14 protein-coding genes are annotated in these 15,188 nt (G+C 61.1%); 3 read left to right on the forward strand and 11 right to left on the reverse strand.

The features are described 5' to 3' along the window. Positions 1-26: 26 nt before the first annotated feature. The 3 genes from rpoD to rpsU all read right to left on the reverse strand — a co-directional run bounded on the left by rpoD (position 27) and on the right by rpsU (position 4,449). Positions 27-1,877 (reverse strand): RNA polymerase sigma factor RpoD, encoded by a 1,851-nt coding sequence (gene rpoD, locus LU684_RS27295; RefSeq protein ID WP_016484599.1) that lies wholly within the window; start codon positions 1,875-1,877, stop codon positions 27-29. A gap of 67 nt (positions 1,878-1,944) precedes the next feature. Next, positions 1,945-3,930: a DNA primase gene (gene dnaG / locus LU684_RS27300; protein ID WP_016484600.1), complete on the reverse strand. Its 1,986-nt coding sequence runs from the start codon at positions 3,928-3,930 to the stop codon at positions 1,945-1,947. A 303-nt stretch (positions 3,931-4,233) separates the two neighbouring features. Further along, a complete protein-coding gene (gene rpsU, locus LU684_RS27305; RefSeq protein ID WP_003255575.1) occupies positions 4,234-4,449 on the reverse strand; it encodes a 30S ribosomal protein S21 in 216 nt (71 codons plus the stop codon). Positions 4,450-4,653: 204 nt separating this feature from the next. Here rpsU and tsaD point away from each other — a divergent pair, with 204 nt between their 5' ends. Next, the gene (gene tsaD / locus LU684_RS27310) at positions 4,654-5,679 is read left to right on the forward strand and encodes a tRNA (adenosine(37)-N6)-threonylcarbamoyltransferase complex transferase subunit TsaD (RefSeq protein WP_016484601.1); all 1,026 of its coding nucleotides are present in this window, start codon (positions 4,654-4,656) and stop codon (positions 5,677-5,679) included. 17 nt (positions 5,680-5,696) lie between these two features. Here the strand turns inward: tsaD and plsY are convergent, their stop codons facing one another. Then, positions 5,697-6,266, reverse strand: a complete 570-nt coding sequence (gene plsY, locus LU684_RS27315; protein ID WP_016484602.1) for a glycerol-3-phosphate 1-O-acyltransferase PlsY — start codon at positions 6,264-6,266, stop codon at positions 5,697-5,699. Positions 6,267-6,340: 74 nt separating this feature from the next. Here plsY and folB point away from each other — a divergent pair, with 74 nt between their 5' ends. Next, a complete protein-coding gene (gene folB / locus LU684_RS27320) occupies positions 6,341-6,697 on the forward strand; it encodes a dihydroneopterin aldolase (RefSeq protein ID WP_016484603.1) in 357 nt (118 codons plus the stop codon). Continuing rightward, a complete protein-coding gene (gene folK, locus LU684_RS27325) occupies positions 6,688-7,197 on the forward strand; it encodes a 2-amino-4-hydroxy-6-hydroxymethyldihydropteridine diphosphokinase (protein ID WP_016484604.1) in 510 nt (169 codons plus the stop codon). Before folB ends, folK begins: the two co-directional genes overlap by 10 nt. A gap of 39 nt (positions 7,198-7,236) precedes the next feature. On the opposite strand, the gene LU684_RS27330 is transcribed toward folK, so the two are convergent. From LU684_RS27330 to apaG, 7 genes are all read right to left on the reverse strand, one after another. Then, on the reverse strand, positions 7,237-8,343 hold the full coding sequence (locus tag LU684_RS27330) for a multifunctional CCA addition/repair protein (protein WP_016484605.1): 1,107 nt from the start codon (positions 8,341-8,343) through the stop codon (positions 7,237-7,239). 55 nt (positions 8,344-8,398) lie between these two features. Continuing rightward, positions 8,399-9,967, reverse strand: coding sequence for a SpoVR family protein (locus LU684_RS27335; protein WP_016484606.1), 1,569 nt, complete (start codon positions 9,965-9,967; stop codon positions 8,399-8,401). After that, positions 9,964-11,238 (reverse strand): YeaH/YhbH family protein, encoded by a 1,275-nt coding sequence (locus LU684_RS27340; RefSeq protein ID WP_016484607.1) that lies wholly within the window; start codon positions 11,236-11,238, stop codon positions 9,964-9,966. The genes LU684_RS27335 and LU684_RS27340 overlap by 4 nt, the downstream gene beginning before the upstream one ends. 141 nt (positions 11,239-11,379) lie before the next feature. Further along, on the reverse strand, positions 11,380-13,302 hold the full coding sequence (locus LU684_RS27345) for a PrkA family serine protein kinase (protein WP_016484608.1): 1,923 nt from the start codon (positions 13,300-13,302) through the stop codon (positions 11,380-11,382). 284 nt (positions 13,303-13,586) lie between these two features. Then, the gene (gene glpE, locus LU684_RS27350) at positions 13,587-13,919 is read right to left on the reverse strand and encodes a thiosulfate sulfurtransferase GlpE (RefSeq protein ID WP_049273771.1); all 333 of its coding nucleotides are present in this window, start codon (positions 13,917-13,919) and stop codon (positions 13,587-13,589) included. A gap of 5 nt (positions 13,920-13,924) precedes the next feature. Next, positions 13,925-14,800: a symmetrical bis(5'-nucleosyl)-tetraphosphatase gene (locus LU684_RS27355; protein WP_016484610.1), complete on the reverse strand. Its 876-nt coding sequence runs from the start codon at positions 14,798-14,800 to the stop codon at positions 13,925-13,927. Then, the gene (apaG, locus tag LU684_RS27360; RefSeq protein WP_016484611.1) at positions 14,800-15,180 is read right to left on the reverse strand and encodes a Co2+/Mg2+ efflux protein ApaG; all 381 of its coding nucleotides are present in this window, start codon (positions 15,178-15,180) and stop codon (positions 14,800-14,802) included. Before apaG ends, LU684_RS27355 begins: the two co-directional genes overlap by 1 nt. Positions 15,181-15,188 lie beyond the last annotated feature (8 nt).

The raw sequence follows: 15,188 nt of genomic DNA on the forward strand, positions 1-15,188 counted from the left end.
CCCCGGCCTGGGCCGGGGTTTTGTCATCACTCGTCGAGGAAGGAGCGCAGGTGCTCGCTGCGAGTCGGGTGGCGCAGTTTTCGCAACGCCTTCGCTTCGATCTGACGGATCCGCTCACGCGTTACGTCAAACTGCTTGCCCACCTCTTCGAGGGTGTGGTCGGTGTTCATGTCGATACCGAAACGCATGCGCAGCACTTTGGCTTCGCGTGCAGTCAGGCCCGAGAGCACGTCACGGGTGGCTTCCTTGAGGCTTTCGACCGTGGCCACATCAATCGGGGACTGCATGGTCGAGTCCTCGATGAAGTCGCCCAGGTGCGAATCTTCGTCGTCACCGATCGGGGTTTCCATGGAGATCGGCTCTTTGGCGATCTTCAGTACCTTGCGGATCTTGTCCTCAGGCATTTCCATGCGCTCGCCCAGCTCTTCCGGGGTCGGTTCGCGACCCATTTCCTGCAGCATCTGGCGGGAAATACGGTTGAGCTTGTTGATCGTCTCGATCATGTGCACCGGAATACGGATGGTGCGTGCCTGGTCGGCGATCGAGCGGGTAATCGCCTGCCGGATCCACCAGGTGGCGTAGGTCGAGAACTTGTAGCCGCGACGGTATTCGAACTTGTCCACCGCCTTCATCAAGCCGATGTTGCCTTCCTGGATCAGGTCAAGGAACTGCAGGCCACGGTTGGTGTACTTCTTGGCGATGGAAATCACCAGACGCAGGTTCGCCTCGACCATTTCTTTCTTGGCGCGGCGGGCCTTGGCTTCGCCGATCGACATGCGACGGTTGATGTCCTTGATCTCGGCAACGGTCAGGCCGGTTTCGGTCTCAAGGTCGATCAGCTTCTGCTGGCAAGCAACGATGGCGGCGTCCTTTTCACCCAGGGCGGCAGCCCATTTGGTGTTGCGCTTGGCCAGGTCACCGCTCCAGGTCTGGTCGGTTTCGTTGCTGGGGAACATGCGCAGGAAGTCGGCACGCGGCATGCGGGCATCACGCACACACAGCTGCATGATGGCGCGTTCTTGCTGACGCAGACGGTTCAGTGCATCACGAACACGTTCTACCAGCACCTCGAACTGCTTGGGTACCAGCTTGATCGGCATGAACAGGTCGGCGAGGGCTTGCAGGGCCTCGATGCTTTCCTTGTGGGCACGACCGTTCTTCTTCACGACCTTGACAGTCGCCTGAAGCTGGTCGGATACCGCACCGAAACGCTGGGCTGCGACTACCGGGTCCGGACCGCTCTCGGTCTCTTCCTCGTCGTCACTGCCTTCGGACTCTTCCTCTTCGTCGTCGGACTCTTCCTTCGCGGCTGCGGCCTTGGCGCCAGGGATCGGCACCTCTTCGGTCGGCGCGGCGATGTTGTCGTCAGGGTCGATGTAGCCGCTGAGCACGTCGGACAGGCGGCCACCCTCGGTGGTGACGCGGTCATATTCGCTGAGAATGTAATCGACAGTACCCGGGAAGTGGGCGATGGCGCCCATCACTTCACGGATGCCTTCCTCGATACGCTTGGCGATTTCGATCTCGCCTTCGCGGGTCAGCAGCTCGACGGTACCCATTTCGCGCATGTACATGCGCACCGGGTCAGTCGTGCGGCCGATATCGGTTTCAACTGCCGCCAACGCAGCAGCGGCTTCTTCGGCCGCGGCTTCGTCGGTGTCGGCTTCCGCCAACAGAAGGGCATCCGCATCCGGAGCACTCTCGAATACGTTGATCCCCATGTCGTTGATCATGCGGATGATGTCTTCCACCTGTTCAGGATCTGAAATATCCTCAGGCAGGTGGTCGTTGACCTCCGCGTAAGTCAGGTAGCCCTGCTCACGACCGCGGGTGATCAACTCTTTGATACGAGACTGCTGTTGCGCTTTTCCGGACATAACACCCTATCCACTGAAGGTCTTGGCGGGCAAAAAACAAGCCGAGGATTATACCCGAGCATGGGCCTCACGCGCCAGATGAGGTCGGCGTTTGTGCGGGAACTTTCCGGCTCAGCAAGGCGAGGAGCTGGGTTTTTTCCTCGCTGGTCAATTCACTTTGACGTGATTTCCTGAGCAGTTGTTCCAGGCTGCGCTCGCGTTGGCGGGCGGACAAGCTAGTTATAGTGTCGAAAAACTGTTGTTCAAGGTTGTCGGCCACGATCAGCCATTCCTTTTCCGCCAGGGCCCGCAGCAGGCGGCCCTGTTCGGTGCCATGCCAACGTGCAATCAGCTGCATTGAGCTTAGCCCAGGATTTTTCTGTGCGGCTTCGATCAATGCCACCAACAGCTGGCTGTACAGGTGTTCTTCGTCGGCAAAGTGGCTGGCATCTTCGACCTTTCCGGCCAGCAACGGGTGGTGCAGCAGGGTGCGCAGGGCCGCCAGGGTAGGTGGTTCGACCGGTGCTGGCACGCGCGGTGGCGCTTCGTCACGTTGCTGCCAGGGCTTGCCGCCCTTGCGGTTCTTGTCCCAGGGTTTGTCGCTCCACTGCTTTTTACCGCCGCCCTTGTTCGGCTTCCATGCCGGTTCCTGCTGAGCGGGGGCGAAGTCGTGCTGCGGCGGCATGTCGCCGAAATCAGGGGTGTAGCTGGCCATGGCATCGTAGTCGTAGCCAGGGTCGTAGTCCGGCACGCTACTGGCTGGCGGAGCTTGTTGCGCCAGTTGCTCGACCTGTTGTGGGTCCAGGCCGGTGATTTCTTTCAGGCGGTTGCGCATCAGTTGGCGCAGGTTGGCCCCGGGGATCTTTTCGATCAACGGTGCGGCCAGGGTCGCCATGTGCGCCTTGCCTTCCAGTGATCGCGGGTCGGCTTCAGCGCCCAGTTGCTCGAAGAAGTAATCGGCCAGCGGCTGGGCGTGCTGGTTGATGCGGGCCTTGAAGGCATCGGTGCCTTCGGCACGCACCAGGCTGTCTGGGTCTTCGCCCTCGGGCAGGAACAGGAAGCGCGCGCGGCGGCCGTCCTGCAGGTTCGACAGGGTTGACTCCAACGCACGCCAGGCGGCCTTGCGCCCGGCCTGGTCGCCGTCGAAGCAGAACAGCACGCTGGGCACTACCCGGAACAAACGCTTGAGGTGCTCTTCGCTGGTGGCGGTGCCAAGGGTGGCCACGGCGTTGCGCAGGCCCTGCTGAGCCAGCGCGATGACGTCCATGTAACCCTCGACGACGATGATTTCGTCGAGGTTGCGGTTGTGCTTGCGCGCCTCGTACAGCCCGTACAGTTCCTGGCCCTTGTGGAACACCGGGGTTTCCGGGGAGTTCAGGTACTTGGGTTTGTCGTCGCCCAGTACCCGGCCGCCGAAGGCGATGATGCGCCCGCGGCTATCACGGATGGGGAACATTACCCGGTCGCGGAAGCGGTCGTAGCGCTTGCCGCTTTCGGCGTTCTCGATCAGCAGGCCGGCATCGATCATCACCTTTTGCTGCAGGGTGTCGGCCCCCAGGTGCTTGAGCAGGTTGTCCCAGCCGGGCGGTGCGAAACCCAGGCAGAAATCGCGGGCGATCTCTCCGGACAGGCCGCGGCCTTTGAGGTAGTCCACTGCGGCCTTGCGGGTCGGGTGGCTGCGCAGGGCCTGGCGATAGAACTCCGAGGCGGCGTCCAGCAGCGGGTACAGTGGCGAGTCGGTTGGCTGGCGAGGCTTCTGGTCGCGGCGCCCTTGCTCGCGGGGCACTTCCATGCCTGCGGCGCGGGCCAGTTCTTCGACAGCCTGGGGGAAGTCCAGGTTGTCGTGGTCCATGACGAAGCCCAAGGCGTTGCCGCCGGCGCCGCAGCCGAAGCAGTAGTAGAACTGCTTGTCGGGGCTGACCGTGAAGGAAGGGGTCTTCTCCTTGTGGAATGGGCAGCAGGCGGAGTAGTTTTTGCCGGTTTTTTTCAGCTGGACGCGCGAACTCACCACGTCGACGATGTCGAGGCGGTTGATCAGGTCGTCAATGAAGCTCTGGGGAATCAGCCCGGCCATGGCAGTCTCGTCATCTGGCAACTGGCAAGTCTAATCGCTCACGCGCCGAATAGGGCGAGTGCTGATTGGGGAAGTGTGAGGGAGTGTGTGCTCGTCGCCAGCCCCTAAGGGCCCGTCAGTCGGACGTGCACGTCTGGTCATACAACAAGAAAGACCAGCTCTGACGTTTCAGGCAGGTTGCCCCGTATGCAGTTCGCATGAGCTTGTGCAGGGCCTTGAGCTAGCTGCTCAAGTTTGAAGCGACCGCTGCCATCGCCCGGTGGTTAACCGGGCAGGGCAGAAGCTTTGCGTAGAACGCCTGTATTAGTACAGACGAACGGCGCGGCGCTGTTCGCGCTGAACTTTCTTGGCGTGACGCTTAACAGCAGCAGCTGCTTTGCGCTTACGCTCTGCGGTCGGCTTCTCGTAAAACTCGCGGCTACGAACTTCAGCCAGTACACCGGCTTTTTCGCAGGAGCGCTTGAAACGACGCAGAGCTACGTCGAAGGGTTCGTTCTCTTTAACTTTGACGGCTGGCATCCAGGGCTACCTTAATTCATTACCGGGGTAGACGTGCTCCTGGCAAAACAAAGGTGTGCTGGAGAACGTCGGTTTTCAAGGGTTGCGGATGTTAACCCTTAGCAAGCCGGAATGCAAAGCCTCTGATCGAAAACCGCTGGTCGGCGTCCGACACGGGGACTATCATGCGCGCCTTCGAATTCAGCCCCCACAAGGGACGAGCCCATGCTAGTACTGGGATTGGAAACATCCTGCGACGAAACTGGCGTCGCATTATACGACAGCGAGCGCGGCCTGCTGGCCGACGCACTGTTCAGCCAGATTGACCTGCACCGCGTGTTTGGCGGTGTGGTGCCCGAACTGGCCTCGCGTGACCACGTAAAGCGCATGTTGCCGCTTATCCGCCAGGTGCTGGAGGAGGCGGGTTGCGTCGCCACCGAGATCGACGCCATCGCCTACACCGCGGGTCCTGGCCTGGTCGGGGCATTGCTGGTGGGCGCCTCATGCGCCCAGGCGCTGGCCTTTGCGTGGGACATTCCGGCGATTGGCGTGCACCACATGGAAGGCCACTTGCTGGCGCCCATGCTGGAACAAAACCCACCTGAGTTTCCGTTCGTCGCTTTGTTGGTTTCGGGCGGCCACACCCAGCTGGTACGCGTCGATGGCATCGGCCAGTACGAGCTGCTGGGCGAGAGCCTGGACGATGCCGCCGGCGAAGCGTTCGACAAGACCGCCAAGCTGATCGGCCTTAACTACCCCGGCGGCCCGGAAATCGCGCGCCTGGCCGAGCAGGGCGTACCTGGGCGCTTCGTGTTCCCGCGGCCGATGACTGACCGCCCGGGGCTGGAATTCAGCTTCAGCGGCCTCAAGACCTTTGCCCTCAACACCTGGCAGCAATGCAAGAATGCTGGCGACGACAGTGAGCAAACCCGTTGCGACCTGTCCCTGGCATTCCAGCAGGCGGTGGTGGAGACTTTGACCATCAAGTGCAAGCGGGCGCTCAAGCAGACTGGCCTCAAACGCCTGGTCATCGCGGGTGGCGTGAGTGCCAACAAGGCCTTGCGTGCGTCGCTCGAGGACATGCTCGGCAGCATCAAGGGCAACGTGTACTACGCGCGCCCGCAGTTCTGTACCGACAACGGCGCGATGATCGCTTACGCCGGTTGCCAGCGCCTGTTGGCCGGGCAGCAGCAGGACCTGGCGATCAGCGTGCAGGCACGCTGGCCGATGGAGCAGTTACCGCCGCTGTAGTGTTTGATGGCGAACGTTCAGAAGTGCCGTTCGCGGCCCGCGAACAGGTCGCGCAGGTTTTTGCGGTGGCGCCATACGATCAACACGGTCAGCACGGTGATCGGCAGCAAGGCTTCGGGCTCGCGCCAGGCCAGCAATGGCAAGGTCAATGGCGTGGCAATCAGCGCCGCCAGCGAGCTGGTACGGGTGAGGTAGAAGGTCAGCAGCCAGGCGCCGATCGCCAGCAGCGCGGCCGGAAAATACAGGCCCATGAGCATGCCGGCAGCCGTCGCCACGCCCTTGCCGCCCTGGAAACGGAAGTACAGGGGGAACAGGTGGCCCAGTACCGCGCATACGCCCACCCAGGCCTGCGCGTGCAGGTCCAGCCCGGCAAGGCGGGCGAGCAATACCGGCAAAAGGCCCTTGCACAGGTCGCCAAGCAGGGTCAGGATCGCCATTTTGCGGCCCGCCAGGCGTAGCATGTTGGTGGCGCCGGCATTGCCTGAGCCGCTGGAACGCGGGTCCGGGCTGCCCGAAAGGCGGCTGAGGAGAATGGCGAAGGACAGCGAGCCGAGCAGGTAGGCGAGCAACGCCAGTAACCAAAACATGCTAACTATTCCGGGCGAGGACGCCCTGATTCTAACGGCGCCAGTCGCCCTTGTCGTGCTGTGGAGAGAAGTGCTTGGACAGAGTGTTCATCGAAGGCCTGGAAGTCGATACCGTCATCGGTGCCTATGACTGGGAGCGGGATATTCGCCAGTGCTTGCGCCTGGACCTGAGCTTTGCCTGGGACAACCGCCCGGCCGCAGCGGGTGATGAGCTGAGCCTGGCGCTGGACTATGCCAGTGTGTCGGCGCGCATCCAGGCGTTTGCCGAGCAGGCGCGTTTCGAGTTGGTGGAAACCTTTGCCGAGCGCCTGGTGGCAACGCTCATGGAAGAATTCCATATCCCTTGGGTGCGGCTGAAGCTGACCAAGCCGGGTGCGGTACCAGCGGCCCGTGGCGGTGTTGGCGTGGAGATCGAGCGCGGATGTCTCTGAGCACGGTTTACCTGGGCCTTGGCAGCAACATCGACCGTGAGGCGCATTTGTGCGCCGGGCTCGATGCGTTGGCGGGCATCCTCACAGACATGCGCTGCTCGCCGGTGTTCGAAAGCCAGGCGGTGGGGATCAAGAGCGGGCCGTTCATCAATTTCGTGGTGACCGGGCAAACCGCGCTGCCGCTGATCGAACTGGACCGTCGATTGAAGTTCATCGAGGCCGAGAATGGCCGTTACGCGCCGGACCGCAAAGGGCTGCCGCTGGATATCGACGTGCTGATGTATGACGATCTGCACGGCACGTTCGATGGGCTGGTGTTGCCTCGGGCCGAGATCCTGAAGAACGCTTTTGTGCTGTGGCCGCTGTCGTTACTGGCCCCTCAGCTGATGCATCCGGGCGCGGGCAAGACCATGGCCCGGTTGTGGCAAGAGGCACAGATTGACCAGGTACTGGCCCCGGTCGCCTTCGAGTGGCGCGGTTTGCAGCTGACCCCCGCTTAAGCCTGTTTCGGCCCTTTCGCGGCTAAAGGGCCGGGAAGGTCAGACGAGTTGGTAAGCCTCAAGCGCTTTCAGCCGCTCGGCTTTGAGCGCTTCGCCCAGGGCCTGGCCAGTCAGCCCGGCCTGTACCAGTGGTTTCACATCCACCGCTCGCGCCGCCGCTGCTGCGCCTCGCAGGTAATCGGCCTGTGGGTAACCTTGCTCGCCATCGCCCAGCGCCGCCATCTCGCAGACCACCACAAAGTCCTCGAACCGCTGCGGCCTCCTGTAAACATCGAACTTCTGCAACAGTTCCAGCAGTGCCGTGGCAGGCAGCTCCAGCGCCTGATTCGCCTGCGCCAGGCATTCGCCTGTCAGCAGGGCCAGTTCCTGGCACTCACGCGGTGCCTTCAGACGCTGGTTGACGGCTTTTATCGAGGCCGGTGCCAGCCCGCGCAACAGGCAGGCCCAGCGCACGTGCAGGGGCTGTTCATGCGCTGCTGCCTGCTCCAGCGCCGCCAAGGCCTGTGCATCGTCAACAAGCTCAGGCAGCATGGCCGGCAGGGCGTCGCAATCGCGCAGCACCTGGAAGAAAACCTGGGGTTTTGCCTCCATCAGCGCCCGCTCGATCTCCTTCCAGCTGCGCTCGGCAGTCAGCGCCTGCAGTTCGCCAGAGGCACTGATCTGGCGCATCAGTGCAAGCGTTTCTTCGGCAACCCGGAAACCCAGCGGTGCATACCGGGCAGCAAAGCGCGCAACGCGCAGAACGCGCAAGGGATCTTCGGCAAATGCCGGAGAAACGTGGCGTAAAATTCGATTTTCCAGATCGTCTTTGCCATGGTGGGGGTCGTACACCGTCCCCGCTTCGTCCTCGGCCATCGCGTTGATGGTCAAATCACGGCGGATCAGGTCTTCTTCCAGGGTGACGTCAGGGCTGGCGTGAAAAGTGAACCCGCCATAACCGCGCCCGCTCTTGCGCTCGGTACGGGCCAGGGCATATTCCTCGCCGGTTTTCGGGTGCAGGAACACCGGAAAGTCGGCGCCTACCGGCCTATAGCCTTTGGCGTGCATTTCTTCGACGGTGGCGCCTACCACCAGCCAGTCGATATCGCTGACGGGGCGGCCGAGCAGGCGGTCGCGCACGGCGCCGCCGACTTTGTAGATGTGCATGTGCAACTCTCCATAACGGCCGACAGGATAACCCGTCGGCCGTTATGGCGGTGCACTAGAGATGGTGAATGACTGCCAGGTCCATGCGCCCGTAGTCCGCGCTTTCGCCATGCTCGCCACGGGGTGGCATGTGGTGGGTTTTCATCACTTGCTCGCCCTGCACGGTCTCCAGGTGGATATCGAAGCCCCACAGGCGATGCAGGTGCTTGAGCACTTCCTCGGTAGAGTCGCCCAGCGGTTTGCGGTTGTGTTGCTGGTGGCGCAGGGTCAGCGAGCGGTCACCGCGACGGTCGACGCTCCAGATCTGCACGTTCGGTTCACGGTTGCCCAGGTTGTACTGCGCGGCCAGCAGCTCACGAATCACCCGATAGCCGGCTTCATCGTGAATGGCTGGCACCAGCAGGTCGTCGCGCTGGTCGTCATCAAGGATGCTGAACAGCTTGAGGTCGCGCATCACCTTGGGTGACAGGTACTGCAGGATGAAGCTCTCGTCCTTGAAACTGCTCATGGCGAACTTGATGGTAGAAAGCCAATCACTGCCTGCAATGTCGGGGAACCAGTGGCGATCTTCCTCGGTCGGGTTCTCGCACATGCGGCGGATGTCGGTGTACATCGCAAAGCCCAGCGCGTAGGGGTTGATGCCGCTGTAATAGGGGCTGTCGAAGCCGGGCTGGAACACCACGCTGGTGTGCGACTGCAAGAACTCCATCATGAAGCCTTCGGTGATCAGCCCTTCGTCGTACAGGTCGTTCATCAGCGTGTAGTGCCAGAAGGTTGCCCAACCTTCGTTCATTACCTGGGTCTGGCGCTGCGGGTAGAAGTACTGGGCGATCTTGCGCACGATGCGCACCACCTCACGCTGCCAGGGTTCGAGTAGCGGGGCGTTCTTCTCGATGAAATAGAGGATGTTTTCCTGTGGTTCGGCGGGGAAGCGCGCATCATCGCGTTCATTACCCCGCTCGGCGCTTTTCGGGATGGTGCGCCACAGGTCGTTGATCTGGCGCTGCAAGTGCTCCTCGCGTTCTTTCTGTCGGCGCCGTTCCTCTTCTGCGGAGATAGGGTAGGGCCGCTTGTAGCGGTCCACGCCATAGTTCATCAGGGCATGGCAGGAGTCGATCAGGTCTTCCACAGCGTCGATGCCGTGGCGCTCTTCGCACTGGGCGATGTACTGCTTGGCAAACACCAGGTAGTCGATGATCGAGCTGGCGTCGGTCCAGGTGCGGAACAGGTAGTTGCCTTTGAAAAAGCTGTTGTGGCCGTAGCAGGCGTGGGCAATCACCAGTGCCTGCATGCACATGGTGTTTTCTTCCATCAGGTACGCGATGCACGGGTCGGAGTTGATCACGATCTCGTAGGCAAGGCCCATCTGGCCGCGGCTGTAGGACTTCTCTGTGCTGAGGAACTGCTTGCCGTAGGACCAGTGGTGGTAACCCAGCGGCATCCCGACCGAGGCATAGGCGTCCATCATCTGCTCGGCCGTGATGACCTCGATCTGGTTGGGGTAAGTGTCCAGGGCGTAACGCTCGGCCAGGCGGCTGATTTCCCGGTCGTAGGTCTGGATCAGCTCGAACGTCCACTCGGACCCGGTGGAAATGGGTTGGCGTCTCTGTGCTCTGGCGGTCATGTGGCTAACCTGCGCTGAAAGAGTTCACGGAAGACCGGGTAGATGTCGCCGGCCGATACCAACTGCTGCTGGGCGAACGTGTCGGGGAATGCTTCGCCGATGCGCTCGTATTCATACCACAGCGCCTGGTGCTCACGGGGAGTGATCTCAACGTAAGTGTAGTACTGCACGTGCGGCATGATCTGCTTGGAGAGGATGTCGCGGCAGATTGGCGAGTCGTCATTCCAGTTGTCGCCGTCCGACGCTTGGGCGGCGTAGATGTTCCAGTCGCTGGCCGGGTAGCGTTCGGCCATGATCTCCTGCATCAGCTTGAGCGCGCTGGAGACGATGGTGCCGCCGGTTTCCCGTGAGTAGAAGAACTCTTCCTCGTCGACTTCCCGGGCGCTGGTGTGGTGGCGGATGAACACCACTTCGATGCGGTCGTAGTTACGCTTGAGGAACAGGTACAGGAGGATGAAGAAGCGCTTGGCGATGTCCTTGGTGGCCTGGGTCATGGAGCCGGAGACGTCCATCAGGCAGAACATCACCGCCTTGGAACTGGGGTTGGGCTGCTTGACCAGCAGGTTGTATTTGAGATCGAAGGTGTCGAGGAAGGGCAGGCGGTTAATGCGTGCCTTCAGGCGCTCGATTTCCTGTTCGATTTCCTGGATATCGGTGAAGTTGTCCGGCTCCTCGACCCGCAGGCGGTCGAGTTCCTTTTGTGCTTCGCGCAGCAGTGCGCGGCTGCTGCCGGTCAGGGCAATACGCCGGGCATGCGCCGAGCGCAGGGTGCGCACGATGTTGATGCGTGACGGATTGCCCTCGTTGGCTATACCTGCGCGTACGGTCTTGAAGGTGTCGGTGCCGGTAAGGTGACGTTTGACCAGGTTGGGCAGTTCGAGATCCTCGAACATGAACTCGAGAAACTCTTCCTGGGTGATCTGGAAGACGAAGTCATCCATGCCGTCGCCGGAGTTGCCCGCCTTGCCGCGGCCGCCGCCACCCCCGCCGCCACCTTGCGGCCTGGGGATATGTTCGCCGGCAGTGAATTCCTTGTTGCCGGGGTGCACAACGGTCTGTTTACCCCCACGACCGTGGTGGAGCACGGGTTCGTCGATGTCGCGGCCCGGAATGCTGATCTGCTCGCCATGTTCCATGTCCATGATGGAACGGCGGCTTACCGCCTCTTCGACGGCTTTCTTGATGTGTTCACGGTACCGCCGCAGGAAGCGCTGGCGGTTGACCGTGCTCTTGTTCTTGCCGTTCAGGCGTCGGTCTATAACGTAGCTCATGGTCCCTCCGGTGACTGGATGCAGCTGCAAGCCACGAGCTTCAAGCTGCAAGAAAGAGCAGCCACCGCGGCTGCAAGCTGTGGCGTAGACAGAAGCGCCGACGCCGGGCAGCTTGCAGCTTGCGGCTAGAAGCTTGCCGCTTTATTGCGATTTCCTGACCCGCAGGTACCATTCCGACAGCAGGCGAACCTGTTTGTCGGTGTAGCCACGCTCCACCATGCGCGTGACGAAGTCGTTGTGTTTCTGTTGGTCTTCCTTGCTGGCCTTGGCGTTGAAGCTGATGACCGGCAGCAGGTCTTCGGTGTTGGAGAACATTTTCTTCTCGATCACCACCCGCAGCTTTTCATAGCTCAGCCAGCTCGGGTTCTTCCCGTTGTTGTTGGCACGGGCACGCAGCACGAAGTTGACGATTTCGTTGCGGAAATCTTTCGGGTTGCTGATACCGGCCGGTTTCTCGATCTTCTCCAGCTCTTCGTTGAGGGCGATGCGGTTGAGGATTTCGCCGGTCTCCGGATCGCGGTACTCCTGGTCCTGGATCCAGAAGTCGGCGTACAGCACGTAGCGGTCGAAAATGTTCTGGCCGTATTCGCTGTAGGACTCCAGGTAGGCGGTCTGGATTTCCTTGCCGATAAATTCGATATAGCGCGGTGCCAGGTACTCCTTCAGGTAGCGCAGGTAGCGTTCGCGCACTTCGGCAGGGAACTGTTCCTGTTCGATCTGCTGTTCAAGCACATACAGCAGGTGAACCGGGTTGGCCGCAATTTCGTGTGGGTCGAAGTTGAAGACTTTGGAAAGGATCTTGAAGGCGAAGCGGGTCGACAGGCCGTTCATGCCCTCGTCGACGCCTGCCGAGTCCCGGTACTCCTGGATCGACTTGGCCTTGGGGTCGGTGTCCTTGAGGTTCTCGCCGTCGTAGACGCGCATCTTCGAGTAGATGTTGGAGTTCTCTGGCTCCTTGAGGCGCGAAAGTACCGTGAACTGGGCGAGCATCTTGAGGGTGTCTGGCGCGCAATGGGCCTTGGCCAGCGAGCTGTTGATCAGCAACTTGTCGTAGATCTTGATCTCATCGCTGACGCGCAGGCAGTACGGCACCTTGACGATGTAGATCCGGTCGATGAACGCCTCGTTGTTCTTGTTGTTGCGGAAGGTGTGCCACTCCGATTCGTTGGAGTGGGCCAACAGGATGCCGGTGTACGGAATGGCACCCAGCCCCTCGGTACTGTTGTAGTTACCTTCCTGGGTGGCCGTGAGCAGTGGGTGCAGGACCTTGATCGGGGCCTTGAACATCTCGACGAATTCCATCAGGCCCTGGTTGGCCCGGCACAGCGCGCCCGAATAGCTGTAGGCATCGGCGTCGTTCTGCGGGAATTCCTCAAGCTTGCGAATATCGACCTTGCCGACCAGGGCGGAAATGTCCTGGTTGTTCTCGTCGCCCGGCTCGGTCTTGGCGATGGCGATCTGGTTGAGGATCGATGGGTACAGCTTGACCACTTTGAACTTGCTGATGTCGCCGCCGAACTCCTGCAGGCGTTTGGTGGCCCAGGGCGACATGATGGTGTTCAGGTAGCGCCGCGAGATGCCGTACTCTTCCTCGAGGATGGCCCCGTCTTCGGTAGCGTTGAACAGCCCCAGGGGCGACTCGAATACCGGCGAGCCCTTGATGGCATAGAACGGTACCTTTTCCATCAGCTGCTTGAGTTTTTCGGCCAGCGACGATTTACCGCCGCCCACCGGGCCCAGCAGATAGAGGATTTGTTTCTTTTCTTCCAGGCCTTGGGCGGCGTGGCGGAAATAAGACACGATCTGGTCGATGCACTCTTCCATGCCATGGAAGTCGGCAAAGGCCGGATAGCGGCGGATAACCTTGTTGGAGAAGATGCGCGACAGCCTGGAGTTGGTAGAGGTGTCGATCAGCTCTGGCTCACCGATGGCCAGCAACAGCCGTTCGGCCGCCGATGCGTAGGCACTGCGATCCTCTTTGCACAGCTCGAGGTACTCCTGCAGCGAGAGTTCTTCCTGGCGCGTGGACTCGAAACGTTGTTGGAAGTGGCTAAAAATACTCATGACGTCACCTCGCTCGATACGTGGAGACGACGCCGGATCAGTCAGCTGATGCTGGCATGCAACCGGTTTTGCCGGCTGCTGTATACCCCCCAGAACACCCTGTAACGCTACCGATGACCCGCACGCCGGTGTACCGGCTCTCCCCTTTTTCTGGATGGCCTGCGCTTAAGAATAGTTGGTTATCGGCAAGTTCAAGGGGGAGGGGCGGAGAAGTTGCGAACTACCGTTCGTCAGATAAGCCGCAAGCCCGCACAGGGCGCGGGCTGCAGTAGAAATGAAAATTTTTATTCGGCGGTGCCTTGGGCGGTCTCGGCCGGGTAGGTGGCGCGCCACAGTTCAAAGCCGCCGTCCACGCTGTACACGTCGGAAAAGCCCTGGCCGACCAGGTAGGCGGCAGCGCTCTGGCTGGAATTGCCGTGATAGCAGACCACCAGGGTAGGTGCATCGAGGTCGGCGTTGCGGATGAAATCGGCAACCGAATGGTTATCCAGGTGCCGGGCACCGGTGATATGACCGGCGGCGAAGGCTTGGGAGTCGCGAATGTCGATGACGACCGCACCTTCTTGCTTGCGAAGCTCCAAGGCCTGCTCGGGAGGGATGCGCTTGAATTCGCTCATGGGTACTACTTCCTTCGGGTGTGGTCGTTGAGTGTAGTGGGTTGTGCCGGCTGGCGCAGGGTGCCGTCGTCGGCGCAGTCACAACGGTGGTATTCGCCGCTGTCGACGTTGTACAAGGTCATGGCGCCGCCCCACACGCAGCCGGTGTCCAGGGCGATGACGCCTGGCTCGTTGACCCGGCCTTCGAGGGCAGCCCAGTGGCCGAAAATGATCTTCACATGCCGCGAGCGGCGGTCCTTGTGGGCAAACCAGGGCTTGTAGCCCTTGGGCGCGGTGCCCAGGCCTTCCTTGCTCTTGAGGTCAAGTTTCCCCTCGGCGGTGCAGAAGCGCATGCGCGTGAAGTAATTGGTAATGACCCGCAGGCGTTCGATGCCGGAGAGGTTCTTGCTCCACTTGTTCGGCTCGTTGCCGTACATGCCGTCGAGGTATAGCTTCAGGCGGCCGTCGTCGCGCAATACTTCTTCCACCTCAGCCGCAAGACCAAGGGCCTGGCCGAGCGTCCACTGCGGCGGGATGCCGGCGTGCGACATGGCGATACCCCTTGCCTCGTCGTAATGCAGCAGTTTTTGCTGGCGCAGCCAGTGGAACAGCTGGTCGGCATCCGGTGCTTCGATGATCTCGCGCAGCGTGTCGCTTTTCTTCAGGCGCTCGACGTTGTACCAGGCGGCCAGCAGGTGCAGGTCATGGTTGCCGAGCACGCACACCAGCGACTGGCGTATCGAATACAGAAAACGCAGGGTTTCCAGTGATTCGGGGCCGCGGTTGACCAGGTCACCGACCAGCCACAGGCGGTCAACGGCCGGGTTGAAACTGACACGTTCCAGCAGGCACTTGAGGGGCTGCAGGCAGCCCTGCAGATCACCGACGGCGTAGGTTGCCATCAGTGCAACGCCCCGGGCACTGCGAGGCGGAAGGGGGCGATCTCGGCGTCGAAGCGCTTACCGTCTTCGGCGAACATCTGATAACTGCCTTGCATGGTGCCCACCCGGGTGGTGATCACCGCACCGCTGCTGTAAGTATGGCTCTGGCCCGGGTCGATGTTGGGCTGTTGGCCCACCACGCCTGAGCCCCGTACTTCCTCGACCTCGCCGTCACCATTGGTGATCAGCCAGTGGCGTGACAGCAGCTTGGCTTTCAGCGAGCCTTTGTTCTGGACGGTGATGGTGTAGGCGAAAGCGAAACGACTGTTTTCCGGGTCGGATTGTTCTTTCAGGTAGCGAGTCACGACGTTGACGTCGATTTGATAGCGGGGGTCGGACATGCAAGGGC

Origin of the sequence: Pseudomonas sp. NMI542_15 (genome assembly GCF_021283425.1) — a bacterium.
GTDB classification, from domain to species: domain Bacteria; phylum Pseudomonadota; class Gammaproteobacteria; order Pseudomonadales; family Pseudomonadaceae; genus Aquipseudomonas; species Aquipseudomonas fortuita.

Bases quoted from the DNA above. Each gene is read 5' to 3' on its own strand.
- rpoD (WP_016484599.1), bottom strand. From the start codon at position 1,877: ATGTCCGGAAAAGCGCAACAGCAGTCTCGTATCAAAGAGTTGATCACC.
- dnaG (WP_016484600.1), bottom strand. From the start codon at position 3,930: ATGGCCGGGCTGATTCCCCAGAGCTTCATTGACGACCTGATCAACCGC.
- rpsU (WP_003255575.1), bottom strand. From the start codon at position 4,449: ATGCCAGCCGTCAAAGTTAAAGAGAACGAACCCTTCGACGTAGCTCTG.
- tsaD (WP_016484601.1), top strand. From the start codon at position 4,654: ATGCTAGTACTGGGATTGGAAACATCCTGCGACGAAACTGGCGTCGCA.
- plsY (WP_016484602.1), bottom strand. From the start codon at position 6,266: ATGTTTTGGTTACTGGCGTTGCTCGCCTACCTGCTCGGCTCGCTGTCC.
- folK (WP_016484604.1), top strand. From the start codon at position 6,688: ATGTCTCTGAGCACGGTTTACCTGGGCCTTGGCAGCAACATCGACCGT.
- LU684_RS27330 (WP_016484605.1), bottom strand. From the start codon at position 8,343: ATGCACATCTACAAAGTCGGCGGCGCCGTGCGCGACCGCCTGCTCGGC.
- LU684_RS27335 (WP_016484606.1), bottom strand. From the start codon at position 9,967: ATGACCGCCAGAGCACAGAGACGCCAACCCATTTCCACCGGGTCCGAG.
- LU684_RS27340 (WP_016484607.1), bottom strand. From the start codon at position 11,238: ATGAGCTACGTTATAGACCGACGCCTGAACGGCAAGAACAAGAGCACG.
- LU684_RS27345 (WP_016484608.1), bottom strand. From the start codon at position 13,302: ATGAGTATTTTTAGCCACTTCCAACAACGTTTCGAGTCCACGCGCCAG.
- glpE (WP_049273771.1), bottom strand. From the start codon at position 13,919: ATGAGCGAATTCAAGCGCATCCCTCCCGAGCAGGCCTTGGAGCTTCGC.
- LU684_RS27355 (WP_016484610.1), bottom strand. From the start codon at position 14,800: ATGGCAACCTACGCCGTCGGTGATCTGCAGGGCTGCCTGCAGCCCCTC.
- apaG (WP_016484611.1), bottom strand. From the start codon at position 15,180: ATGTCCGACCCCCGCTATCAAATCGACGTCAACGTCGTGACTCGCTAC.